Annotated in this window: 23 protein-coding genes and 1 pseudogene; 15 read left to right on the top strand and 9 right to left on the bottom strand. The window is 64.0% G+C overall.

The genetic code is table 11. The annotated features are described in order from the left end of the window. Positions 1–102 precede the first annotated feature (102 nt). A pseudogene (locus BN1233_RS27060) lies at positions 103–708 on the top strand (transposase); the annotation flags it as partial. Here the strand turns inward: BN1233_RS27060 and BN1233_RS27055 are convergent. Next, on the bottom strand, positions 684–1214 hold the full coding sequence (locus BN1233_RS27055) for a hypothetical protein (protein WP_052763947.1): 531 nt from the start codon (positions 1212–1214) through the stop codon (positions 684–686). The pseudogene BN1233_RS27060 and the gene BN1233_RS27055 overlap by 25 nt on opposite strands. 517 nt (positions 1215–1731) lie before the next feature. Then, positions 1732–2670 carry a LysR substrate-binding domain-containing protein gene (locus BN1233_RS27045; protein WP_063776762.1) on the bottom strand — a complete coding sequence of 313 codons (939 nt, stop codon included), beginning with the start codon at positions 2668–2670 and terminating at the stop codon, positions 1732–1734. A 136-nt stretch (positions 2671–2806) separates the two neighbouring features. On the opposite strand from BN1233_RS27045, the gene BN1233_RS27040 reads away from it, so the two are divergent. The 5 genes from BN1233_RS27040 to BN1233_RS27020 all read left to right on the top strand — a co-directional run bounded on the left by BN1233_RS27040 (position 2807) and on the right by BN1233_RS27020 (position 7723). Next, positions 2807–3892 (top strand): ABC transporter ATP-binding protein, encoded by a 1086-nt coding sequence (locus BN1233_RS27040; RefSeq protein WP_046866744.1) that lies wholly within the window; start codon positions 2807–2809, stop codon positions 3890–3892. A gap of 5 nt (positions 3893–3897) precedes the next feature. Beyond that, positions 3898–4785, top strand: a complete 888-nt coding sequence (locus tag BN1233_RS27035; RefSeq protein ID WP_082145671.1) for an ABC transporter permease — start codon at positions 3898–3900, stop codon at positions 4783–4785. 12 nt (positions 4786–4797) lie between these two features. Then, a complete protein-coding gene (locus BN1233_RS27030) occupies positions 4798–5595 on the top strand; it encodes an ABC transporter permease (protein WP_046866743.1) in 798 nt (265 codons plus the stop codon). A gap of 18 nt (positions 5596–5613) precedes the next feature. Further along, positions 5614–6738, top strand: a complete 1125-nt coding sequence (locus tag BN1233_RS27025) for an ABC transporter substrate-binding protein (RefSeq protein WP_046866742.1) — start codon at positions 5614–5616, stop codon at positions 6736–6738. A 64-nt stretch (positions 6739–6802) separates the two neighbouring features. Continuing rightward, positions 6803–7723 carry an arginase family protein gene (locus BN1233_RS27020; protein ID WP_063776763.1) on the top strand — a complete coding sequence of 307 codons (921 nt, stop codon included), beginning with the start codon at positions 6803–6805 and terminating at the stop codon, positions 7721–7723. A 118-nt stretch (positions 7724–7841) separates the two neighbouring features. Here BN1233_RS27020 and BN1233_RS27015 read toward each other — a convergent pair whose 3' ends face one another. Both BN1233_RS27015 and BN1233_RS27010 read right to left on the bottom strand, forming a co-directional pair. Next, the gene (locus tag BN1233_RS27015; RefSeq protein ID WP_046866922.1) at positions 7842–8240 is read right to left on the bottom strand and encodes a RidA family protein; all 399 of its coding nucleotides are present in this window, start codon (positions 8238–8240) and stop codon (positions 7842–7844) included. A 55-nt stretch (positions 8241–8295) separates the two neighbouring features. Further along, positions 8296–9681 carry an aminotransferase-like domain-containing protein gene (locus tag BN1233_RS27010; protein ID WP_046866741.1) on the bottom strand — a complete coding sequence of 462 codons (1386 nt, stop codon included), beginning with the start codon at positions 9679–9681 and terminating at the stop codon, positions 8296–8298. A 205-nt stretch (positions 9682–9886) separates the two neighbouring features. Here BN1233_RS27010 and BN1233_RS27005 point away from each other — a divergent pair, with 205 nt between their 5' ends. From BN1233_RS27005 to BN1233_RS49905, 9 genes are all read left to right on the top strand, one after another. Further along, on the top strand, positions 9887–11191 hold the full coding sequence (locus BN1233_RS27005; RefSeq protein WP_046866740.1) for a purine-cytosine permease family protein: 1305 nt from the start codon (positions 9887–9889) through the stop codon (positions 11189–11191). 246 nt (positions 11192–11437) lie between these two features. Next, complete coding sequence (locus BN1233_RS27000) at positions 11438–12133, top strand: thermonuclease family protein (protein ID WP_046866739.1); 696 nt, start codon at positions 11438–11440, stop codon at positions 12131–12133. Positions 12134–12203: 70 nt separating this feature from the next. Beyond that, positions 12204–13142: a sigma factor-like helix-turn-helix DNA-binding protein gene (locus BN1233_RS50825; protein WP_063776764.1), complete on the top strand. Its 939-nt coding sequence runs from the start codon at positions 12204–12206 to the stop codon at positions 13140–13142. 25 nt (positions 13143–13167) lie between these two features. Continuing rightward, positions 13168–13605 (top strand): LbetaH domain-containing protein, encoded by a 438-nt coding sequence (locus BN1233_RS26995; protein ID WP_063779857.1) that lies wholly within the window; start codon positions 13168–13170, stop codon positions 13603–13605. A gap of 274 nt (positions 13606–13879) precedes the next feature. After that, positions 13880–14737: a transporter substrate-binding domain-containing protein gene (locus BN1233_RS26990; protein WP_046866738.1), complete on the top strand. Its 858-nt coding sequence runs from the start codon at positions 13880–13882 to the stop codon at positions 14735–14737. 35 nt (positions 14738–14772) lie between these two features. Beyond that, on the top strand, positions 14773–15432 hold the full coding sequence (locus tag BN1233_RS26985; protein WP_046866737.1) for an amino acid ABC transporter permease: 660 nt from the start codon (positions 14773–14775) through the stop codon (positions 15430–15432). Continuing rightward, positions 15429–16088: an amino acid ABC transporter permease gene (locus tag BN1233_RS26980; protein WP_046866736.1), complete on the top strand. Its 660-nt coding sequence runs from the start codon at positions 15429–15431 to the stop codon at positions 16086–16088. The genes BN1233_RS26985 and BN1233_RS26980 overlap by 4 nt, the downstream gene beginning before the upstream one ends. A 56-nt stretch (positions 16089–16144) precedes the next feature. Then, complete coding sequence (locus BN1233_RS26975; protein ID WP_046866735.1) at positions 16145–16750, top strand: DUF1989 domain-containing protein; 606 nt, start codon at positions 16145–16147, stop codon at positions 16748–16750. A 195-nt stretch (positions 16751–16945) separates the two neighbouring features. Beyond that, entirely contained in the window at positions 16946–17077 is a 132-nt protein-coding gene (locus tag BN1233_RS49905; protein WP_425311749.1) for an LbetaH domain-containing protein, read from the top strand. A 268-nt stretch (positions 17078–17345) separates the two neighbouring features. Here the strand turns inward: BN1233_RS49905 and BN1233_RS26970 are convergent, their stop codons facing one another. From BN1233_RS26970 to BN1233_RS26950, 5 genes are all read right to left on the bottom strand, one after another. Further along, positions 17346–18473: an NAD(P)/FAD-dependent oxidoreductase gene (locus BN1233_RS26970; RefSeq protein WP_046866734.1), complete on the bottom strand. Its 1128-nt coding sequence runs from the start codon at positions 18471–18473 to the stop codon at positions 17346–17348. Positions 18474–18645: 172 nt separating this feature from the next. Continuing rightward, a complete protein-coding gene (locus BN1233_RS26965; protein ID WP_046866733.1) occupies positions 18646–19650 on the bottom strand; it encodes an arginase family protein in 1005 nt (334 codons plus the stop codon). Further along, the gene (locus BN1233_RS26960) at positions 19647–21740 is read right to left on the bottom strand and encodes a dipeptide ABC transporter ATP-binding protein (protein WP_048710301.1); all 2094 of its coding nucleotides are present in this window, start codon (positions 21738–21740) and stop codon (positions 19647–19649) included. The genes BN1233_RS26965 and BN1233_RS26960 overlap by 4 nt, the downstream gene beginning before the upstream one ends. Continuing rightward, complete coding sequence (locus BN1233_RS26955) at positions 21737–22567, bottom strand: ABC transporter permease (protein ID WP_046866732.1); 831 nt, start codon at positions 22565–22567, stop codon at positions 21737–21739. The genes BN1233_RS26960 and BN1233_RS26955 overlap by 4 nt, the downstream gene beginning before the upstream one ends. Beyond that, positions 22560–23510: an ABC transporter permease gene (locus tag BN1233_RS26950; protein WP_046866731.1), complete on the bottom strand. Its 951-nt coding sequence runs from the start codon at positions 23508–23510 to the stop codon at positions 22560–22562. The genes BN1233_RS26955 and BN1233_RS26950 overlap by 8 nt, the downstream gene beginning before the upstream one ends. Between the last annotated feature and the right edge of the window lie 2 nt (positions 23511–23512).

Raw genomic sequence — 23512 nt, 5'->3', positions numbered from 1 at the left:
GATTTGCGGCTTTTGATGCGCTGTGGACACCTTTTCCGGCAAATTGCGCCGCGCGTGAGGGCGTGATTCCCTGCCCGTGAGGCCCTCGCACGGGAGGCTTTCATGCGACCCAACGAGCGGCGCGAGAGTGGCCAGGCCGATCTCTTCCGGGCCCGGCTCGATCAGATCGTCGATCCCGGCCACGCGCTGGTGCGGCTCGCGCGCACGATCGACTGGGGCTTCCTGGAGGCATGCTTCGGTGAGGTCTACGACGATGATCCCGGCCGGCCGCCCTTGCCGACTCGGCTGATGACGGGGCTCGCGATCCTCAAGCACCTGCACGACCTCTCCGATGAGGTGCTGTGCGACCGCTGGCGCGAGAACCCATACTTTCAGCTGTTCTGCGGCGAGGAGTTCTTCCAGCACGAACTCCCGTTCGAGCGCTCCTCGCTGACCCACTGGCACCAGCGCATGGGACCGGAGGGCCTGAGCGTGGCGACCTGCACCGGAGCCGCCAAGCCCGCCGACTTCACACAGGTGATCGTCGACGCCACGGTCCAGGAGAAGGCCATCACCTATCCCACCGACGCCAAGCTCATGCACCGCGCCCGCGAGCGTCTGGTGCGGCTCGCCAAGAAGCACGGCATCCGGCTGCGCCAGTCCTATGCCCGGCTCGGCAAGTGGGCGCTGATCCAGCAGCAGCGTTATGCCCACGCCAGGCAGTTCAAGCCCGTGATGGCAGCCCGTCCGACCTGATTGCCGCCGAGCGTCCAGAACAGCGAACATCCCTCCGGCCCATGAGCCATACGGCGCTCGCAAATCCGCAGGAGGTCGGCGAAGGAATTCACCCCCAGTCCTGAGATGAGTGAATTTCGAGACACGCCCTTGCGGCACCCGCGAGGGTAGAAGGGTCTCGAGACGGAAATTTCCTCTGGCCGATCGGCAATGTCGAAGACGCCTGCCCGGTCGCCGCGACCGAATTCGAAAAGGGCATCACGGAAGCAGGCGAGCCCAGTCTTCACACCATAGGCGTTCGGCACCCCGATTGGAAAGTCGAACCCCATGAGCACCCTGTCTCGCGCGGAATGAGCGAAGACCTCGTCGAGGAAATCCGACACTGAGCCGACGGTTCGCGGTGCGAAGACATACCAAGCGCCGCGACTGCGTTCGGCCGAGGCCTGCCAGCGCTTGCGAGCGTCGACACTCCAGTCGGCGTGGATCAGGCGATCAAACATCCAGCGGATCTATGCCACGACCGGACAGACATGCCTGTTGCGTATTCTCATCGGCTGTTGAGACGAGCCTTACGAGCTGCCGAATTCATTGAGTTTCATCTGCACGCCTCTGGTTCTTGATCGTCTTCCTGACGTTCTCAAAATTCCAAATGCCGCCCGTGACCGTCTTCACCCCTTGGGAATTCAGGCTGTCGGCGATCGCCGCATAGCGCCTAGCCCCATCCGGTATCCGCGACAAGGCGGCAGCAAGCTCCTCTTCAGCCTCTCGTCGGAGATGGGCCTTGCCTTTCTGATCTCTTTTCCGCCAACCCTTGAAGTGCTCGATCGGGTCGAGGCTATCATTCCGTATGGTAATCGGATCGGGTGAAAGCCCGACAGGCTCGAAGCCCCTTTTTGTGATTGGTGATGTTTGGGTGGCAGAAGCGGAGCTGCATTATGTGAAGCGTTGACCCGCTCACCATCGGGTAGCGCGAGCGCTGTGGTGACGGGCGAGACGCCCAGCGAAGGGCTGTGCCGGTCACATGGCCCTGTTGAGCATTCTCGGCTGCGGAATGACGCTCTTCGATAGATCGCTCGTCCTGGTGATCGAGAGGCGCCGGATCTGGTCGACGAAATCCATGGCGATCCGGGAGAGGGGGCGCTTGTTCGGCTGGAACATCGCGAACCTGTAAAGCAGGTCGGGCCTGAACGGCCGCGTGACCAAGCCAGTCTTTTCGAAATGGGCGCCCGTGAAGGTGTCCACCAAGGTCACGCCCAGATTTTCCGCCACGAGCGCGCAGGCGGTTCCAAAGAACTCCACGTGGGTGACTACCCTGAGACGCGCCGAACTTTCGGCGAAGGCACTCTCGAGGGCTTCGTGGAGGTAGTGACCCGAATAGAGCGAGATGAACGGTACGTCGTCGAGCATGGCCGGTGTCAGGACAGGCTGCCGAGCCAGCGGGTGGCCGGCGGGAAGGACACAGACGCAGGGGATCTCGAAGATATCGATGATCGCGGCCGGGCTCTCGATCGGCAGCTCGGCGAAGCCGATATCGAAGGCCTCGATCTGTCCGAGGTCGCGCACCGTGCTGGACGAGCGAGTGATGAACCGGACGGTACCGCTGGGCCACCGATCGAGCAGCTTCGCGATGATCGGTGGGAGGATATAGGTCGCGAGTCCCGGCTGGCTTGCCAGCGCAAGAGTGCCCAGCCTGAGGGGCTTGAGGTCCCGGGCCACCTGTGCGGCGCGATCGAAGGCACTGAGCGCGCGCCGCGCTTCCTCGTAAAAGAAATGAGCCTCCGGGGTCGCCTCCAACCTGCCTTTCCCCCGCTTGAAGAGGGCAAGGCCAAGCTCGTCCTCCAGGCGGCTGATGAGGCTGCTTACCGCCGGCTGAGACTTGCCGAGCAGGCTGGCAGCCGCCGTCATCGACCCCGTCTCCATGACCGTCCTGAACGCCTCGAGGTGCCGTGTATCCATCACTAAGCTCGGTTGTTGGCTGCCTCAGGATATAAGGCAAAGTTATTTCTTTGGCCCATCTTTCCTTTTGACGTTGGTCGCCCGTCTGCTAACACTCCCGCTTAATCGCGAGACACGTACGAAAGGGCGACAAGGGGTGAAGCGCAATCTGGTCTTGTCCGGCGTCGAGAAGCGGTACGGAGACTTCGTGGCGCTTCAGAAGACCGATCTCGAGATCAAGGCCGGCGAGTTCGTCACACTGCTGGGCCCCTCCGGATCCGGCAAGACCACGATCTTGATGAGCATCGCAGGCTTCGTGACGCCAACGAGCGGACAGATCCTGCTCGACGGGGAGAACATCACCGGACTGCCGCCTGAAAGGCGCAACTTCGGCGTAGTCTTTCAGGGGTACGCACTGTTCCCGCATCTCACCGTGTACGAGAATGTCGCATTTCCCCTGCGCGCCCGCGGAATCCGTGGGGAAGCCGCACGCCCGAAGGTCGAGGCCGCACTCGCGATGGCGCAGCTCGATCCTTTCGCCGAACGTCTCCCGCGGCAACTGTCGGGTGGTCAACAGCAGCGCGTTGCCCTTGCCCGATCGCTCGTCTTCGGACCCGAACTTCTCCTCCTCGACGAACCGCTGAGCGCCCTCGATCGCTCGCTGCGGAAGGAATTCCAGACAGAGTTCAAGGCGATCCACCGGAAGGTCGGAACGACCTTCATTTACGTGACGCACGACCAAGAGGAGGCGCTGACCATGTCGGATCGCATCGTCATCCTCGATCGTGGCCGGATCTTGCAGAGCGCACCACCACGGGATCTCTACGAACGTCCGGAAACCGAGTTCGTCGCGGGCTTCCTCGGCAAGAGCAACTTTCTCCGTGGCCGGATCGAGTGCGTGATGGACGGCCTCGTCGAGATCCATTGCGGTGCGCTGTCCAGCAGGGCCTCCGCCGGACACCAACAGGATCCCGTCCCCGGCTCACGCGGGACGGCGGCCCTACGGCCTGAGAAGATCGCTCTCCACAGAGCCAAGCCTGACGGAGACCTGTGCACGGCGAGAGGCCGCACGACGGCGATCACCTATCTCGGCTCGGCCATCGAGGTTGAGCTCGCGCTGCCGGACGACACCCGTCTCACGGCCATGGTGCCGGCCGGGTCGATTTCGGTGGCGGAGGGCGAGGAGGTTTTCGCCTCCTGGGCCCCCGACGCCCCGGTGCTCGTGACGCCGCGCGAGGGATAGCGCGCATGACATCCGCAGCCATCCCGCATGATCTCCCCGCTACTGGCAAGGTCGGTTCCGCCTTGCTCGGCGGCAACCGGCTCTACTGGCTGCTCCTCATCCTGCCGTGCCTGTTTCTCGGCCTGTTCTACGTGCTTCCGGTGATCAACGTGCTCGTGATGAGCGTCACCGTTCCAAGAGCGGGGATCGAAAACTACTCTGCGCTGTTCAGTAACGCCGCGGTCCAGCGGGTCCTCCTCACCACTCTCAGGATCAGTGTCGTCACCACGGCCATCACTCTCGTGCTGGGATACGGGGTTGCCTATGCGCTCGTCCATTCCGGCCCACGGGAGCGCAAGATCCTCTTCGCGATCATCCTCGCGAGCTTCTGGATCAGCGCCCTGATCCGCGCATTCGCGTGGGTGGCGATCCTGCAATCGGCGGGCCTGATCAACAGCGCCCTCACGTGGCTTGGCATCATTGATACCCCCCTCCAGTTGGTCCGCAACGAGCTCGGGGTCATGATCGGCATGGTTCACTACATGCTGCCCTACGCGATCCTGCCGCTCTACGCCAACATGAGCGGCATCGATCGGAGCCTCGTGCCGGCCGCGCGGGCTCTCGGCGCGACGCCCTTCCAGGCCTTCCGCTGGGTTTTCCTGCCCATGAGCATGCCGGGAGTGATCGGTGCCGGCGTAATCGTGCTCATTTTCTCGCTCGGCTTCTACATCACGCCCGCGATCCTGGGCGGGGGCAAGACCATCATGATCGCGGAGTACATCAGCATCCAGATCTCGGAGACCCTGCGCTGGGGCCTCGCCGCGATGCTGGCGTCGACGCTGCTCGCCGGCGTCCTGCTGCTCGTCCTCTGGCTGAGCCGCTTCATGGATCTCGAGACGGCCCTGAAGAAATAGCGGGACGGAGTCATGACCTCGCAGAACGAAGCAGTCGGCGCCTCCCGGTTCCCTCGCATACTGGCTTGGGCGACGGCCTGCTTTCTCATCCTGCCGATGCTGGTGATCATCCCGATATCCGTTACGCCGGAACGCTACCTTTCCATGCCGTCCGGCGGGATCTCGCTTCGACACTACTCCAGCCTGATCAACGACGCGCGCTGGTCGAAGAGCATCCTCGACAGCCTGATCGTCGCCATCGGCGCTACCCTGCTTTCCGTCTCGCTCGGGACGGCGTTCGCGGTGGGAGCCTGGCGTCTCGGCGTGCCTCTGGCGAAGCGGCTCCGCCTGCTGATGCTCGCTCCCCTGATCGTTCCGCCGATCGTCCATGCCGTCGCCTTCTATCGCGCATGGGCAACCATCGGCCTTCTCGACAGCTATCTCGGCCTGATCCTGATCCACACGATGAAGGGCGTGCCGTTCGTGGTCCTCACGGTGGCCGGCTCACTCGCGAACCTCGACCGACGCCTCGAGCAGGCGGCCCGGAGCCTCGGCTGCACGCCGTCGCAGGCCATGCGGTGGGTGATTCTGCCCCAGATCGTGACCGGCATCGCATCGGGGGCCGCCTTCGCCTTCATCACATCCTGGGACGAGATCGTTGTTGCCCTGTTCGTGACGAGCCGCCACGTGACGACGCTTCCGCGCCGGATCTGGGAAGGGCTTGCCGACAACATCGATCCGGCCATCGCGGCGATCGGGACCATCATGATCCTGCTGACCTTCGCGATTGCAGCATTCAAGACTTTCCGGCCTCAGCCAAGCGGGGCCTAGCAACCAGAGGAGAGGACAATGACGGACCCGGGACATCAGGAATTTCGCGACGACTGCCTTGCGATCCTACGTGAGCAGACCGAGGGCAAGCGCGTACACCGGCGCCGCTTCCTCCAGGCGCTGGTGGCGCTCGGGATCGCGCCCGCTGCGCTCCGGTTCACCCCAGTCGCGCACGCAGCGTCCGGAGAGCTGGTAGTCGTGAATTGGGGCGGCGATGCCGTCCCGGCCTACGAGGATATCTGGGCCAAGCCGTTCAACGCCGCCAATTCCGGCGCGAAGGTGGTCATCAGCGGCGCCGGGCCGACATCGGGCAAGATCAAGGCGATGGTCGAGAGCGGCAGCGTCACCTGGGACGTCTGCGACCGCACCGTTCCGGCGTCGGTCGAACTCGGGCGGCAGAACCTTCTCGAGAAGATCGACTGGAACGTCGTCTCCAAGGACAAGCTCCGCCCGGCCCACCGCTCCGACTGGGGCGTCGGTGCCTACCTCTATTCGTTCGTCCTGACCTATGACCGTAACGCGCTCAAGGGACCGGCGCCGAAGAACTGGGCTGACTTCTGGAACGTGAAGGACTTTCCCGGCAAGCGGACCCTTCGCAACAACATCGAGGGCATGCTCGAGGCCGCCCTGATGGCGGACGGGGTCGCCGCGGACAAGATCTACCCGATCGATGTCGACCGGGCGCTCGAGAAGATCAAGGAGATCAAGGAGCATACCATATTCTGGACGAGCGGAGCCGAGAGCCAGCAATTCTTCCGGAACCGCGAGGTGGTCATGGGCAACCTCTGGCACACCCGATCCATGCTCCTCCAAAAGGAAGTTGGTGACCGGATTCAGTTCACCTTCGATCAAGGCATCCTGTTCGCCGGCGCGTGGATCGTGCCAAAGGGGGCTCCCGGCCGCGAACTCGCGTGGAAGTTCATCGCCTCGACGCAACGCCCCGAGAGCCAGGTCGAGCTGCTCAAGCGCGTTGGCAACGGGCCGATCAATCCGGAGGCGTCGGCGCTCGTGTCCACGGACCTGGCTGCGTACAACTGCGGGTCGCCGGAGAACGTCGCGAAGCAGGTGGCCGTCGACAACGAGTGGTACGCGGAGCAGTACGCGACTGCACTCAACCGCTACATGGATGCAATCGCCTCCTGATCGATTCCAACGCGGGCCGGCGCCCTGTCGGCCCGCGAAATGCTGCCAACAAACAGGACCAAGTATGACAGAGGCTCCGTTCTCCTTTGCGCCGACCTTCATGGGTGTGCCCCACCGGACCGACATCGGCGATGCCAAGGCCGTCGTTCTCGGCATTCCGTTCGATTGCGGCACCCATCCGCAGCGGATCGGATCCAGGCTCGGTCCATCCTCGATCCGGGAGCAGTCGCTGCTCCTGCGCGCCTTCAACCTGAAGACGGGGATCAATCCGCTGGAAGCGCTGAAGGTAGTCGACGTGGGCGATGCGCGCGTCTCACCCGGAGAGATCGAAGCCTCCTACGCTGCGATCGAGAAGGCGGTCGGCGCGATCGCAAGTCAGCGGGTGGTCCCGGTTACGCTCGGCGGCGACGGAGCCATCGCCCTGCCGGAAATGCGCGCGCTGCACCGGGTGTATCCCGATCTCGCGACCATCCACATCGACGCCCATACCGACGCCTATCCGATCGACGGGTACAATACCGCAACGGCCTTCGCACGAGCGGTTGAGGAAGGGCTGGTAGCCGCCGAATGCTCGTTCCAGGTCGGCATGCGGGGCTCGACCATGGTGGCCGGGGTGCTCGAGTACGGCGCTTCCCTCGGCTACAATGTCATCACGCTGGATGAACTCCTCTCCCGCGGGATCGAGGACGTTTTTAAGCAGATTCACGACGCAGTCGGCGATAGGTCCGTTTACCTATCCTTCGACATGGACTTCTTTGATCCGTCCGTCGCTCCCGGCGTGTGCACGCCCACCTGGGGAGGCGCGACCGCTCGCGAGGGACTCGCGGTGCTGGAGGCCTGCCTGGGGTTGAACATCGTCGGCGTGAACGTCAACACCGTGAGCCCTCCGCACGATGTTGGCGGCATGTCGGCGCTTCTGGCAGCGACCGTGACCCTCAACGCGCTTCACCTGATAGCGCGGCAACACCAAGCCGTAGAGGGATAACGCACGCTCGGCATACGGTAATACTCCCTCACGTCGAATTCGGACTTTCCGCAGTTCAAGGTCGGGCTTAGGCCCGGCCTTGGCATTTCCGGATTATCCTGATGTTGCCGGTCGGACCTCATGCCGGTCGACGTGCAATAAAGTCGATCTCTACCAAGGCACCGACTGCCAGGCCGGTCACGCCGATGCAGGTCCTGGCGGGAAGCTTTCCCTGCGCAAAATAGGCCTTGTAGACCTTGTTCATCGCCTCGAAGTCCCGTTCGAAATGCGTGAGGAAAACGCGCGCCGACACGACATTCTCCAGCGTCAGCCCAAGGCCTTGAAGAACGAGAAGAAGGTTGTCCATCACGCGCCGCGTCTGGGCCTCCACGCCCTCCGGCAACGGCGCGTGATCGTCATTGGGATCGGTCGGCATCTGCCCCGTCAGGAAGATCCAACCATCGGTTTCGGTCGCATGGCAGAAGGGCCCGACGGGAGTTGGCGCCGCTTCGACCATGTGGAACTTGGTGCCTGACATCTTTGACTCCTGTTGGATCTGATTCGGGGAAAGGGAGGGGTTGTCCCGCAGGGGATCACGCAGCACGCGAGGCGCCCGTCTTTCGGGGTTTTTCGAGAAGACCGGAGAGAAGAGAAAGCGCGCTGTTCAACTGCGAGGCGTCGTTTGCAGCGGAAATGCACAGACGGACTGCGCGAGACCGCGTCGCGGACGAAACGGCGAAGAGGTCTCCAGGCGCGACGCCGACACCCAGACGCTCCGCCTCCAGCGAGAATTCCCGGGGCGACCAGCCGTTGACCATTTCCAGCCAGACGTGGAACGACTGCGGGTGGCGTTGCATGGAATATTCACGAAGCAACAACCCTGCCGTCGATTGTCGTTGCTTCATCATCGCGCTTTGGTCGGCTGCAATGCAGTGCAAAAATCCGGTTTCGATCATGCGGGCTGCGATCTCGGCCGTGAGCGGGGATGCCATCAGTGTCGTGGCGCGGGTCGCCAGGCCCACCTTCTCGCGATACGAGGCCGGGAACCGGAGAAATCCGATGCGCAGTCCGGGCCCGATGCACTTCGAGAGACTCGTGACGTAGAACGTGAGATCAGGCGCATGGCTGCACAGGGGCCTCAAGCGCGGCTCGAGCAGGAAACCGTAGACGTCATCCTCCACGATGTGGACGCCATAACGACGACTGATCTCCGCAATCTCCTCGCGTCTTCCCTCCGACATGAGGGCTGTCGTCGGGTTGTGCAGGGTCGGCGTGCAGTAGAGGACCTTCGCGCCGCTCGTGCGGCAGGCGTTCTCAAAGCTCTCGGGCAGCACGCCCTCGCCGTCAATGTCGACGGCGACGAGCTCCAGCCCCAGCATGGTGGCGACCGACTTCATCCCGAAGTAGGTGAAGGCTTCCGTCATCACCCGGTCGCCCGGGCGCGTTAGCGCGGAGATCGCCAGCAGCAGGCCGTGCTGGGCGCCGGCGGTCACGGCGATCTCGCCGTCTGCGTCCGACAAGCCGTTGAAGTCAAGCCAGGCGCGTCCAGCCTCCCGGTGGTGAGCATGACCCAGGTCCACTTGGTGGGTCATCAGACCGGCGATGTCGCAGTCGCGGCTCAACTCCTCGATGGTTCGTGCCACTAGCGGACTCGTGGGCGCATTCAGCGGAAAGTTGTGCGACAGATCGATGAAGCTGCCGGCGGACGGTGCCTCGGAAATCGAGGAAGGCGCATCGCGGACAGTCTCCGCGACGTAGGTTCCTCGCCCTACCTCACCGCTGATCAAGCCCCGGCGCCGCAATTCGGTGTAGGCCCGCGAGGCGGTCCCGACGTCGATGTCGAGCTGCCGGGCCAGTTCGCGGTGCGTCGGCAACTGGTCGCGGGCCGACAGTTTACCGGACCGGATCGCGTCCGAGATTACTTGGACGATCGCCCGGTAGCGGGGTCCAGGAACTTGTCTGATAAGATCAGCCCACATCGTGAAGGCGATTGAACACCGATTGACTTACTGCTGGCAAGGGCTTTTCATGGAAATCCCCAGTTGGGGGTAGCGCAAACACATTGTCTGAATTTTTATTCGGACAATGTTTATTTGGTGGTTTCGCGACGCGATTCTTTTTACTGTCGATACAACTTCAGACGTCAACGCGTCGGCGGCCGCCCGAAACGAGGGATGGAAACAGATGTCGGAGCAATACGCAGTCGGATCGGAAGACTTCGCCCTGTCGAGGGTTCCCGATCACGCCAGGATGGGATGGTTCGATATCAGCCTCAACTACACGGGCTTCGTGATCATCCCAACCGGGCTCATGGTCGGGGTGATGGCCGCCATGCACTTTTCCTTCTGGCATGGATTTTGGGTTCTTGCGGGAGGCACCGCCATCGTCGTCGTGAACGCCATCCTGATGGGTTACATCGGTTATCGCGAGCGGACGTCCTATGCGCTCACGACACGCTTCGCCTTTGGCGATCAGGGAAGCCGATTGCCCTCGGCGCTGCTCATCGTCACCTCGCAAGGCTGGTGGGTGATCCAGTTGCTGCTGATCATGTCCTTCTTTCCGGACATCGCGTTCTGGAAGGCTGCGTCTCTCCTGATCGCCTTCGGGATCCTGACCACGGTGACGACGCGAACCGGACTCCAGAAGGGAATGACGTGGCTGAACCGCATAGCCATTCCGGCGCTGCTGGTGCTCTTCGCGATCTCGATCTACCGCGCGGTGGCGGTGGCCGGCGGCTGGGATGCAGTCGTGGCGGCACCGCCGACCGCTCCCGGCGAGATGGGCACCATCGCGGCGATGGTCATGGTCGCCGCGCTATGGATAAATGGCTCGACGGTGTTTCCTGACGTGGCCCGCTACGCGAAGAGCACGGGAGGCGTCATCGTGGGAGCCGTCGGCTCGTTTACTATTGGGCTGTTCGGCCTCGGGATGATGGGACTGATCTTCTACAAGAGCCTCGGCGTGGAGGATTTCGGTCCGGCCTTTGCGAAGATCGGATTGACCGCGTTCGCCTTCATCGTCGTCTTCGCCCAGATCTGGACGACGAACCAGAACCAGATGTACTCGAGCAGTCTGGCGATGGCGAACGCGTTCCGGATGAAGAGGACGACGTGCGAGACCATCCTGCTCGCGATATCCTTGATCATCACGGTCGCGTTATCGGCGTACCCGTTCCAGAGCGTCTTCACCGGGTTCCTGATCTTCCTCGGGCTGTTTCTGACGCCTGTCCCCGGAGTGGTGTTCGCGGAATACTACGTCCGTCAGCGCATGAATGTCCCGACACGGCTCGAGGACCTGCCGGCCGTCAACATGCTGGCTCTCGTGACCTACCTCGTAACGGTGGCGCTCAACATCCTCCTTTGGGCGACGGTTCCGGAAGGTGCCCCGATCGGCCTGGTCACCCTCAACCCACTGACGGCGTTCGTAATCCACCTCGCAGCCAATGCCATCGCCGGAAAGAGGTTACCAGCGATGGCCGTGAGCAGGTAACGCACCGAACAGGGGCGGTTCATGGCTTGATCGGACAATCGGTCCGGATGTGCGGGTCGCGACCGCGACCCGCACGGGTGGGCGTGGTGACCTCTCGTTTCGGCATTAATGCAGCATGCCCCGCCGTTCATTGGCTCCATGATCGGCTATCGCGCTCCGTCATGCGTTCCGGCGCCCAGCTCTATCGTTCCTGTCGCTGTCGGGAGCAGAAGATGACCCGGGACGGAAGTTCTGGTTGAAGGAGGAATGCCCATCTTCCGCCATGCAACCTATGCGTTCGCGACGTCGATCACGATATTGGTTTCGACATCCATCGCGACTGCCGCCACGACGACCGTCGCCGGCATCGCGCACATCCTCGACGGCGACACGATCGAGATCGATGGCACGCGCATCCGGCTGTTTGGGATCGATGCTCCCGAAGGCGCGCAGCGCTGCAAAGACAGGCGGGGAAACGAGTGGGCCTGCGGCCGCGCGGCGACGCGCGCCCTGGAGCGCCTGATCAATGGTCAGACAGTTACCTGCCAGGGAGACGCTCACGACGACTACGGACGTCTTCTCGCCGTCTGCACGACCGCCTCCGGGGAGATCAACGCCGCGCTCGTTTCACAGGGATTCGCCTGGGCCTTCGTGAAGTACAGCGACGCCTACGTGACCGTCGAGGCCGAGGCACGAAAGGCAGGTCGCGGCGTGTTTGCAGTCGATAACGAGCCGCCCTGGGCGTTTCGCGCGAAGAAGTGGGAAGGCGCTACTGAGAGCGCAGAGGCCGACCGACAGCGCAAGTGCCCGATCAAGGGCAACATCTCGCGGACCGGCGTGCGCATCTACCACCTGCCCTGGCAGGCGAGCTACGCGCGCACGACCGTCAACGAGAAGGCCGGCGAGCGCTGGTTCTGCGACGAGGCCGAAGCGGAACGCGCGGGATGGCGGAGGGCCCGCTGAGGACCCTGTCTTGCGGACCCCTCGGCCGGCCCGTTAGCGTGTGACCGCTTTAGACGCCGAGCCGAACGCGATGCATCTTCCCAAGCCTCCCCTTGCAGCCGAAGGATTCGTCGCACTCGACAGGCTGTCACCCCGCACGGCGAAGATCCTCCGGCGCCTAGGGATTCGCCTCTCCGACGTCGGGCGATACGCGGCGCGCGATCTCCTGATGGAGAACGGCATCGGCGGGAAGACCCTCGCCGAGCTCACGCGAGCGTGCATCCTCGCGGGGTTCGAACCCCCGATCGACTACAGGGCGTTCCCGCTCGCCTGGGCTGCCGCCGAGGAGGCGAGATGGGAGGTCCAGTCACGACCGGCTGTCGACGTCCCGCAGGACCGGACGGACGACATCCCGGAGGATGTCCTTTCGGATTTCCGGATCGAGGACCTGCTCTCGGCGCTCGAGCGGGCGATCGCGCGCATCGGCGACCCGCGCATGGAGACCATCGCGCGCTGCCGGATCCTGCCGAGCGAGTTCGCGACGCTCGATGAACTCGGGAGACGGTTCGGTGTCACGCGGGAGAACATTCGGCTGATTGAACTTCGGGCGCTCAGACGCATGCGGAACGGGTGGCAGAATGACCGCCTGCTGTCCGGCCTTGCCCGGGAGTTCAATGCGGGTCACGCGAGCTTCGAGAACGCTGTGCTCCACCTCAACGCGCTGATCGCGCGCGTGGCCCCGGGGGACATCGCCGATCCGGTGACGATCGCCTTGGTCGGGGCCGTCGGTGATCCCGAGATTCTTGGCATCATCGACAGGAAACTGGTCGCCGAGGCGCGGCGCGTGATCGCGATCGTCCGGAAGGCGCACCTGCTCGAGATCGCCACTTCCGATCGGTCCCCGCGCGAATATGACGGCACTGGCGAGGTGCAGGTGCCCCGCTCCGAGAGGGACAGGATGCTGGCCGGCGAGCCGTATGACCCCAACGCGCCGGACCTTCAGGCGGAACTCGCCGCAACGCAGCGCTGACTCGCGCTACAATACAGCGCTCAACATGTCGGCATCCGAGCGCCGCAACCGGCTGTTGGGACGCTTGGCCGCGATCGGGGAGGGCGCCGTGATCCGGCCGCCATTCCACTGCGGTTGCAGCTCCAACATCCGCCTCGGCGCGGGCGTGTTCCTGCACGTCAACTGCGTGATTCTTGAAACGGTGAAGGTCTCGATCGGCGAGCGCACGCAGATCGGGCCAAGGGTGAAAACCCTCGCGGCCGATCACCCGCGTGATCCCGTGCTGCGGGCCTCCGGCCTCGCGTTCGGCCGTCCGGTCCGCATCGGGCGCAATGTCTGGATCGGGACGGGCAGCGCGGTGACCCGTGACGTGCCCGCCGGGGCGAACGCCTTCGGCAACCCCGCATGGTGCGGGGCTGATGACCCACATCCGCTCAGGAGGAACCCGGCAGCGGCGCAGGATCTCTCATTGCAGGCGTCGTGAAGGTGCACGCGGGCTGGTCCGCTTTCAGGACGAAGATCGCGTGAGAGACGATCACGCCGCTCCTCCCGTCCTGCATGGCTCCGCGCAGTCCTGCTTCGCGGAGGGTATGATCAACTCGGCGCGCTACCCTCCCGCGGGCTGATCCAAAAATCTCGGCCCATCACATGCGCCTGCGGTTCTGGGATCGACAAGTTCCTTCTTATCGGTCAGCATAGGCTCAGTAAAGAGTTCAACGTGGAACGCGATTGAGCCAGCAAAACTAGGGAGAACTCCGGTGTCGAAAGTTATCCTAGGTCGTGCCTGCGCTGTGTGGGTGTTGGGAGCCAGCCTTGCCATCAGCGCCGTCCTACCCGTCCGTGCAGACCTGCTCGAGGACATCAAGCAGAAAGGTCAGATCACCATTGGCACCGAGGCGCGCTTTCCCCCGTTCGAATTCGTCGAGAACGGAAAGATCGTGGGCTATGCTCCCGACCTGCTCGCGCTGATCATAACCAAGATGCCGGGCGTCAAGGTTGAACAACTTGACCTGCCATGGCAGGGAATCCTGCCGGGTCTTGCCGCGAAGAAGTTCGACTTCGTCGTGACCTCTGTCGGGATCACAAAGGAGCGTGCGGACAAATACGCTCTGACCTTGCCGATCGCAGAGGCCACTGTTGGCCTCCTCAAGCGGAAGAATGACACTGCAATCAACAAGCCCGAAGATATTGTCGGCAAGGTCGTAGGATCGCAGGCGGGATCCAGCCAGTTGAAAGCCCTCCGGGATTACGATGAGAAACTCAAACGCGACACTGGCAAGGGTGTAGGCCAGATCAAGGAGTATGTTGATTTCAACGAGGCTTTCGCCGACCTTGCTGCCGGGCGCATCCAGGCCGTGGCCCATTCAATGTCCAACCTCGGTCCGCTGGTGAAGCAGCGCGGCGACGTTTTTGCGATCGTTCAGCCGGCCTTCGGTCCCAAGAACTATTTCTCCTGGGCTGGCCGCAAGGATCCCGAAAGCGCGTCTCTCGTGAAATTCTTCAACGACAACATTGCCGAACTCAATCGTTCGGGAAAGATGAAGGAGCTACAGGAGAAGTGGTTCGGTTTCACGATGGACGTCCCGGCCGACAAGGTGCCTGACCCCACGATGTGACCTGACCAATCGAGGTAGCGCGAGAGCCCTGGCCCGTGTTCGACTTTACGTCGGCGTGGCAACACTTCGATCGCCTTGCCGTCGGGGCAGTGACGACGTTCACCCTGTCGCTCACGGCCATTCTCGTGGGTTGCCCGCTCGGGCTTGCACTCTACGCGGCGAAGCGCGCTGGAGGACTGCCCACGCGCCTCGCTGCGGGCTACATCAGCTTTTTCCGCGGGACGCCCCTTCTCGTCCAATTGCTGGTGCTGTTCTATGTGCCGCCGGCACTTGGGATTCCGGTCTCGTCGTTTGCCGCGGCCTTCCTAGGCCTCACGCTGAACACGGCGGCCTTTCAGGCCGAGATCTACCGGGCTGGCTATCAGTCCCTTCCAAAGGGGCAGACCGAGGCCGCACGTGCGCTTGGGTTAAGCGGGTGGCAGACGCATAGACTTGTGCTACTTCCGCAAGTGCTGCGGCTTACTCTTCCGGCGCTGACCAATGAGGCAGTGGACATCCTGAAGAACTCGGCGCTTGTTTCAGTGATCGCCGTGACCGATCTCCTGCGCATCGGACAGCAGGTGACTGCCGTGACCTACCGCCCGCTCGAAGTCTACATCACGGTCGCGATACTTTACTTCGTCCTTACAAGCCTGATCGGGTTTGCGGGACGTCTTGCCGAACAGCGCTTCGGATTGCAGGACGCACCGCGGTGAACTTCGATCCCGCCTTGCTTGGCACCTACGGGCCGCAACTGCTCATAGGCCTCGGCTGGACCGCCTGGATCTGCCTTGTGTCGATCATTGCGGGTGCCGTCTGGGGCCTCGCGCTGGCACTCCTTCGGCGAAGGTGGCGTGCCGCCAGCAGATTGGTCAGTGCATACGTGTCGGTTTTCCGCGGCACACCACTGCTGATCCAACTTTTTGTCCTCTACTATGGTGGGCCTGGGCTCGGACTCACGCTCGATGCCGTTACGACGGGTCTGATCGGGCTCACACTCTATGGCGGGGCCTACTTCTCCGAAATCTTTCGAGCTGGGTTCACGGCAGTACCGAAAGGGCAGGAGGAGGCTGCCCGCTCGCTCGGCCTCAGCCGCTGGCTGACCTTTCGCCTCGTCCAACTGCCTCAACTGCTCGTTGCCGTCATTCCGCCTATGACGAACCAGTCCATCATTCTCCTGAAGGAATCAGCAGTCCTTTCCGTCATCACAGTGCCGGAGCTCACATTCCAGACGACGCGTATGGTTGCCGAGACCTTCACCGTGATCGAACCTTATCTCAGTCTCGCACTCCTCTACTGGGTCGCTGCGACGCTCGTGAGCCGCGTGGGCCAGTATGCCGAGGCCGCGTTGACCACCCACCTGCGTCAGTGACCAGGGATCTCACAGGTAGTTTCACCCCCCGTCCAACAGGAAAATAGGAGAAAGTCATGTCGGACCAAACTCTGATCACCATCCCGGCCCGCAAGGGTAAGGCAGCTCGTGTCAAGAAAGGCCAGATCATCAAGGTGATCAACACACATGGCGAGCAGGTCGTTGACACGTGGGCTTTCAACCAGGACGACCTGAATGAGTTCATGTCGATGGAGCACAGCCGGCCCCACATCCTGAAGGTGAACCCGAAGGTTGGCGACACCATGCTGACCAATAAGCGCCGTCCTATTCTTACCTTTGTCGAGGACACGGCCGGCGCGGTGCACGACACCCTGATGGCCGCATGTGACCGCTACCGGTATGAGCTCCTCGGCTGCAAGGAACACCACGACAATTGCACGGACAACCTCCATGCCGCCATGCACGAGCTCGGCCTGCATGCCCCGGAAACGCCGAGTCCCCTCAATCTGTTCATGAACATCCCGGTCCACGATGATGACTCGCTCTCCTTCGATCCGCCAGTGTCGACCAAGGGGAGTTATGTCTTGTTGCGCGCCGAAATGGATCTCGTGATCGCCTTTTCCGCCTGCCCACAGGACATCGTTCCCATCAACGGTAAAGGCCTGAAGCCGACTGAAGCGCACTTCCAGGTTCTGAGCTAGGGACCGTCTCTGGATGGGAGAGCGACATGCCTCCCGATGCGCATATCAATGGCTACCGTTCCTGTAGCCGTTACATGGCAGTGGCGCACGAGGGCGCCACCGCCAATGACTGCGTGTTGAAGCCAAGGCCTGTGTCATCGCTCGATATTCGGCAGCTTCGGAGCGAGAGCTATCGAGCTGGCGACCTTTACCGGGGTGCTCGACACAATCGTCCTGCCGGGTGTCCCGATCGGCGATGATGCTATGATCGGGGTGGGTGGCGTGGCGAGCCGCGACGTGCCCGCCGGGGTAACCGCCTTCGACAACCTCGCACGGGTTCAAGCCTAATGACCCACATCCGCGCTCAGGAGGATCCCGGCGGCTGTGCAGGATCTCTCTGGACGCAGAAATCGCAAAGGTGCGGACGGGCTGATCCGCCTTGGAGATGAGGATCGCACGCATGGGAGGTCGCCAGCAACTCGATCCTGAGCGAGTTTCGCAAGCGCTTGGTCAGGGACTCGGCCCGGCCAAGCATACGTTGTCGGGGTCCTTGCCGGTTATAGGCCCGGCTGAGTGGGGTAGATGTCAGCGCAGGGGTTAACAGCCCCACACTTGTTCAGGAGCGGAGTCTGTCCGGCGCGAGTAGGCTAGGGTTCAGCCCCAGCGCGGACAGATCCCTTGGGAAGCTCTCGCCCAAGACTGAGGCGGCCGTGATCCTGGCCATGGCGGGCGCCGTCTGGATGCCGTAACCACCCTGGCCCGCGAGCCAGAAGAACCCGGGACTGCCCGGGTCGAAGCCGGCGACCAGGGTCTTGTCAGCTACGAAGGAACGCAGCCCCGCCCACCGGCTCCGGATGCGCGGGACCGTCAGGGTGGTCGCTTCCTCGATGCGGCTGATTCCGAGCGCGATATCGATCTCCTCAGGCTGTACGTCGTGAGGCAGAACGGCATCCTCATTCGCCGGCGAACCTAGCAGGACTCCGGCATCCGGCTTGAAGTAAAAAGTCTCCTCAAGATCGATTACGGCCGGCCAGGTTCTGAACTGGCTACCCTCGGGCGCCTCGAATGTGAAAACCGACCTGCGCTTCGGAATGAGCCCGATCGGCCTCACCCCTCCCAGTCCGGCAACTACATCGGCCCACGCCCCGGCTGCATTCACAAGTGTGGCTGCCGAGAAACTCGTGCCGGGCGTATCGACCAGCCATCGTCCGCCGCGCCGGGTCACCGACACGACACCCGCATCCGTGAGGATCATGCCGCCCCGTGCGCGAAGCCCGCGCAGATACCCCTGATGGATGGAGTGGACGTCCAGGTCCATCGCATCGGGTTCATGAATCCCGCCGGCAACGTAATCGCCGCGAATGACGGGGATGATGCTCCGGACCTCCTGCCGATCGAGCCTGCGGACCTTCGCCCCCGTGGCGCTCATCTCCCGAAAGGCGCCATCGAGCAGATCGGCCTGATCGGCTCGGGCTACTAGGAGCGCTCCGCGCGGAGTGAGAACGGGGTGATCGCTGAAGCACGGAGGCGGCGAGAGATAGAAGGGCTTACTGCCGGTCGTAAGCGCTCGTATGACGGCGTTGCCGTAGGTTTCCGTGAAGAGCGCGGCCGATCGCCCTGTTGAGTGATATCCCGGCCGCGTCTCGCGCTCGACCAGCACAACATCCCGCGCCGCGGCGAGTTCGTAGGCGGCGGACGAACCCGCTATGCCGCCACCAACAACGAGGACGTCGCACGTTCTCATGCTCGTTCACCAAGTTCCGAACATCGATCCCCGCCAACCGCGGACGTCGCTGCGGCACCGACCTCATTGGTCATGATCCGCATGCGCCGCGTCTGTGCGCTGGGGAACGGAGGAGTTCCCGACCGGGCACGGAACAAGAGGTCGAGCCGACGGCCGGGTGCCCGCCAGGGCCTCAAGCCTTCTTCCCGGCAAAGCCTCCGAGCACGAGTCCCGCCATGTAGTAGACGCACGCATAGATGACGATGGCGCTCGTCCCAGGCTGAGGAGCCACGAAGACGAAGGAGAGACCGGAGAGTCCGCGCTTGCCTGCCTCGTGCACCACGTGGATGCACTCGCGCGCCGAGAGCCCAAGCGGCTCGTCTCCCCATTCCGGCACGGCGCCGATGTCGAGGACATCCATGTCGAAGTGGAACCACGTGCGGCTCGCACCGGCGAACGTCCCGTCAAGCGCCTCACTGGTGATCGCCTCGATGCCGCGCCGATGCACCTCGGCTGACGTAAAGAGGCGCGCGCCGACGTTCCGGTACTTCTCCACCATCTCGCGCCTGTTGCGTGGCCCGCGCATCCCGATCTCGCAGTGCTTGGTCGGGTCGATATTGGCGAAGTGGTCCCACATCCGAGCTTCCCAGGTGGAGCCGTTGGGCTCGCGAGAGCCGTCTTTGCCGAGGCTCCTGTCGACGCAGTCGCCATGCGCATCGAGGCTGATGGTCCCGACCTTGCCGTCGGTGCGATTGGCGATCCCTCCCGCGACCGCATAGGACGCGCAGGGCGAGAAACCGCCGAGCGTAATCGGGCGGGCCCCGGCCTCAATCGCTTCCTCGACCTTGCGGATGACGTTGTCCGTGCTCTGCTTGACGTCGGCGACGATCTCGGCATCGCCGTAGTCGACCACCCGCAAGTGCTCCAGGACGTCGAGATCGAACTCCGGAAGATAGCCGGCATAGCGCATCGAATTGATGCGGATCACCCGGGGCGCCGTGCGGAAGCCTGCCCAGGAGTTCGGGTCGCGTCCTGCGCTCGGCGGCGTGTCGTAGGGAACGCCGATGATGGCGATATCCGCCCCAGCGAGGTCGGCCTTCGTGCGCGCGACCGGCAGACCCATGAAGCTCGGGGTGTCCGCATCGATCATGGGCACTTCGGTATCTGTCATCTTGCTGAGCACGGACACGTAGGTCATTCGAGCCTCTCCTTGGCTTCGTTCGAGGGGGAAGAACTTGCGGCTATCCCTTGGGAGAGCGGGCGCCAGATGGGCGGCACGGCGGCGAGATCCCCGACCGGGATGTGGCAGTCGATGCTGTGATCGCTCGCCACGATCCGATGCGGCGGGGCGGTGTCGCAGACCGGGCCAAGTCGGCGCGGGCAACGCGTCGTGAAGGGGCACCCGGGCGGACGCGCCCTCGGACTCGGCAGCGGCCCCCTGAGCCGTACGACACGTGCCTCGACGTCGGCATCGGGAACCGGGGCGGCGCTCATCAGCGCCTCCGTGTACGGGTGGAAGGGTGCCGTGATCGTCGCCCCGTGAAGGGGCCGCTCCTCCACGAGTCGGCCGAGATACATGACCACGACCCGGTCCGCGAAGTGCTGCACGACGTTGAGGTCGTGCGAGATGAACAGGTAGGCCGTGCCGAGCCTGTCCTGGAGATCGGCAAGCAGGTTGAGGATCGCGGCCTGCACCGAGACGTCGAGGCCTGCCGTGATCTCGTCGCAGATAATGAGTTTCGGCTCGGCCGCGAACGCTCGGGCGATGGCAACGCGCTGCTTTTGGCCCCCGGATAATTCGTGCGGGTAGCGCCGCGCCATCGCGGCGGGGAGTTGCACCAAGTCGAGCGTTTCGGCGATGTGCGCCTTCACGTCCGCCGTTCCGCGAGCGTAGAGGCGGAAGGGGCGGGACAGGATGTCGCCCACCGTCCAGCGCGGGTTGAGCGACTGGTCCGGGTGCTGGAAGACGATCTGCACCATACGCCGATAGGACTTGTTCAGCGGGGCGGCATCCCGGAAGAGACCGGCCTCGCTGACAATCTCGCCCCCATACGGGACCAATCCGACCAGCGCCCGCGCCAGACTTGACTTTCCGCAGCCGCTCTCGCCGACCAGCCCGAGCGTCTCGCCCGCGCGGATGCTGAGGTCGACGCCCGCGACGGCCGAGACACTTTGCGTGGGCCGCCCGAGGGGTCTGTCGAGCGCCCGTCGGCGCGTATAGGCTACCGTGAGCTTCCGGGCTTCCAGGACGGGTGTTCCATCCGACGCGCCCGGTCGGCGCTGGTTCGCGCCCTGGGCCGGCAGGAGCAGTGGGTCCGAGGCCAGCCAGCATGCGGTCCGGTGACCGTCGCCTGCGAGTTCGGGAGCCGTCGTCCGGCACCGATCGAACGCGAAGGGGCACCGTCCGGAAAAGACGCAGCACGCATCGACGCCGGCCTTCGTCGCGACTTCGCCCGGGAAGGAGATCAGCCTGCGCCTGTGGGCCCCGCCATGCGGGTTGGGGATGCTGGCGAGCAGCATGCGCGTATAGGGGTGGCGTGGACTGCCGAGGACCTCGGCCACGGGGCCGTGCTCCACGATGCGCCCCGCATAGATCACGGCGACCTTGTCGGCGACCCGGGCGACCGTGCCGAGATCATGGCTGATGAACAGGCTCGCCACGCCCATCGTCCGGCGCAGGTCGTTGATCAGGTCGACGATCCCGATCGCCGTCGTCGCGTCGAGCGCGGTGGTCGGCTCGTCAAAGATCAGGAGCTTCGGGTTGCACGCGATCGCCATCGCGATCAGGAGGCGCTGCTTCTCGCCTCCTGAGACCTCGTGCGGGAACCGCTGCATGATGAAGGATGGATCCGGCAACCTGACACGTTCCAGCATCGCGAGCGCCGAACGGCGCGCCTCGGCATGGTCAGGGGAGAGGTGCACCCGGATTCCCTCGATCAACTGCTCCCCGAGGGTCAGCGTCGGGTTCAGCGCCGTGCTCGGATCCTGGTAGACGACCCCGATCTCCTTCCCGCGCAGACCCGCAAGTGTCGACTTGCCGGCGACGAGAAGGTCCATCCCGGCAAAGTCGATCCGACCGCCGTCGACACGCGCGTTCGGCGCCAGGTAGCGGACGATCGTGTAGGCGAGGCTGCTCTTGCCCGATCCCGATTCCCCGACGAGGCCGACCGACTCCCCGGGGCGGATGGCGAGGTTGACGTTCCTGAGGACAGGGAACGATCCGGAGAGGGTTTCGTACGAGACCGACAGATCCCGGACGTCCAGGATGGGCGCGCCGCCGGAGGTCATCGCGCCACCTTGGGGTTGAGCGCGTCACGCAATCCGTCGCCGAGCAGGTTGAAGCAGGCGGCGACCACCGCGATGCCGACACCCGGCGCGATGAGCACCCAGGGGTTCCGGAACATGTAGGCGCGGGCCTCGGCGGCCAGGAGTCCCCAGTCCGAGGCCGGCGGCTGGGCACCCATGCCGAGGAAGCTCAGCGTCGCACCCAGCATGATGGCGAAGGCGACGCGGATGGAGCTCTCCACCACCACTGCCGCCCCGATGTTCGGCAGCAGCTCCCGGAACAGGATGTGGGCATGGCCTTCGCCGCGCGCGACTGCCGACTGGATGTAATCCCGGGTCCGCTCCGACAGGGCGACGCCGCGCGCGATCCTTGCGATGGCCGGGGTGAAGGCGATCGCCACGGCGAGGAGGGCATGCAGGCTGCTCGCCCCCATCACGGTCACGATCAGCATGGCCAGGAGCAGGCTCGGCACCGCCAGGAAGACGTCGATCACGCGCATCAGGAGCGTATCGACGCGCCCCCCGAAGTAAGCCGAGCTCACGCCGATAAGCGTGCCCGCGACCGTGCCCAGCAATGTCGCGACAACCCCGAATAGGATCGTGGAGCGGGCACCCGCGAGCATGCGGCTGAGGATGTCGCGCCCGAACTGGTCCGTTCCGAGCCAGTGGTCGAGGCTCGGCCCCTCGAGGCGTCGGCGCATGTGGAACTGGGTCGGCTCGTAGGGGGCCAGCAGCGGGCCTGCAATCACGAGCAGGAGGAGGACGAGCAGGAGTCCGGCGCCGACAAGGCCCGCCGGACTCCTGAGCAGGCGGCGGAAAACGTCACTCATATCGGATGCGCCGGTCCAGCGTGGCATAGGCGATGTCGGCCAGGAGATTGGCCAGGGCGTAGCAGGCCGCGACGACGAGGACCGCGCCCTGGAGGAGGGGCAGGTCCCGGTTCTGCATGGCGGAGACCAGGAGGCGTCCGAGTCCCGGATAGGCGAACACCTCCTCGACGACCAGGATTCCGCCCATCAGGTAGCCGACGTCGAGGGCGATCACCGTGATGGTCGGGATCATCGCATTGCGCAGCGCATGGCGCATGACCACGCGCCGACGCGGCAGGCCCTTCAGCACGGCGGTGCGGATGTAATCCTGCTGCATCACGTCGACCATCTCCGAGCGTGTCTGGCGCGAGATGTGGGCCATCAGGATGATGGCGAGCGCCAGGGACGGCAGGATGAGGTGGCTCAGGAACGGCCACAGTCCGGCCGAAAGCGGCTCGTAGCCGCCCGCCGGGAAAATCCCGATCTCCGGGCGCGCCAGCAGCACCAGGAGAAGAGTGGCAACGACGAACTCGGGCATCGACACGCCGACATAGGAGAACAGGCTGATCCCCATGTCCGTGAGCGTGCCCCGACGCAGCGCGGCGATGATGCCGACCGGGATCGCCACCGCGGTGACGAGCAGCAGGCTGCTGGCGGCGAGAACCAGCGAGCGGCTGAGATCCTGGGCAACGAGCCTCAGTACCGGCTGCGAGTTCGACAGCGACGTGCCCCAGTCCCAGCTCAGGATGCCCGCGAGCCAGCGGCCGTACTGGATGAACCAGGGAGCAGTGAGGCCGAGCCGCTCCTCGAGAGCATGCACGGCCTCGGGCGTGGCGAATTCCCCCAAGACCATATGCGCGGCGTTGCCCGGCAGGATCTGGGTGATCGCGAACACCAGCAGCGAGACCAGAAGCAAGGTGACGGCGGTGTGGACCATCCGCCATCCCACGTAGATCGGGTCCATGC

It is taken from the genome of Microvirga massiliensis (assembly GCF_001006805.1).
In the GTDB taxonomy this organism is placed as follows: Bacteria; Pseudomonadota; Alphaproteobacteria; order Rhizobiales; family Beijerinckiaceae; genus Microvirga; species Microvirga massiliensis.
Note: the sequence above shows the minus strand (reverse complement) of the source record. Positions and strands in the feature narration are given on the sequence as shown.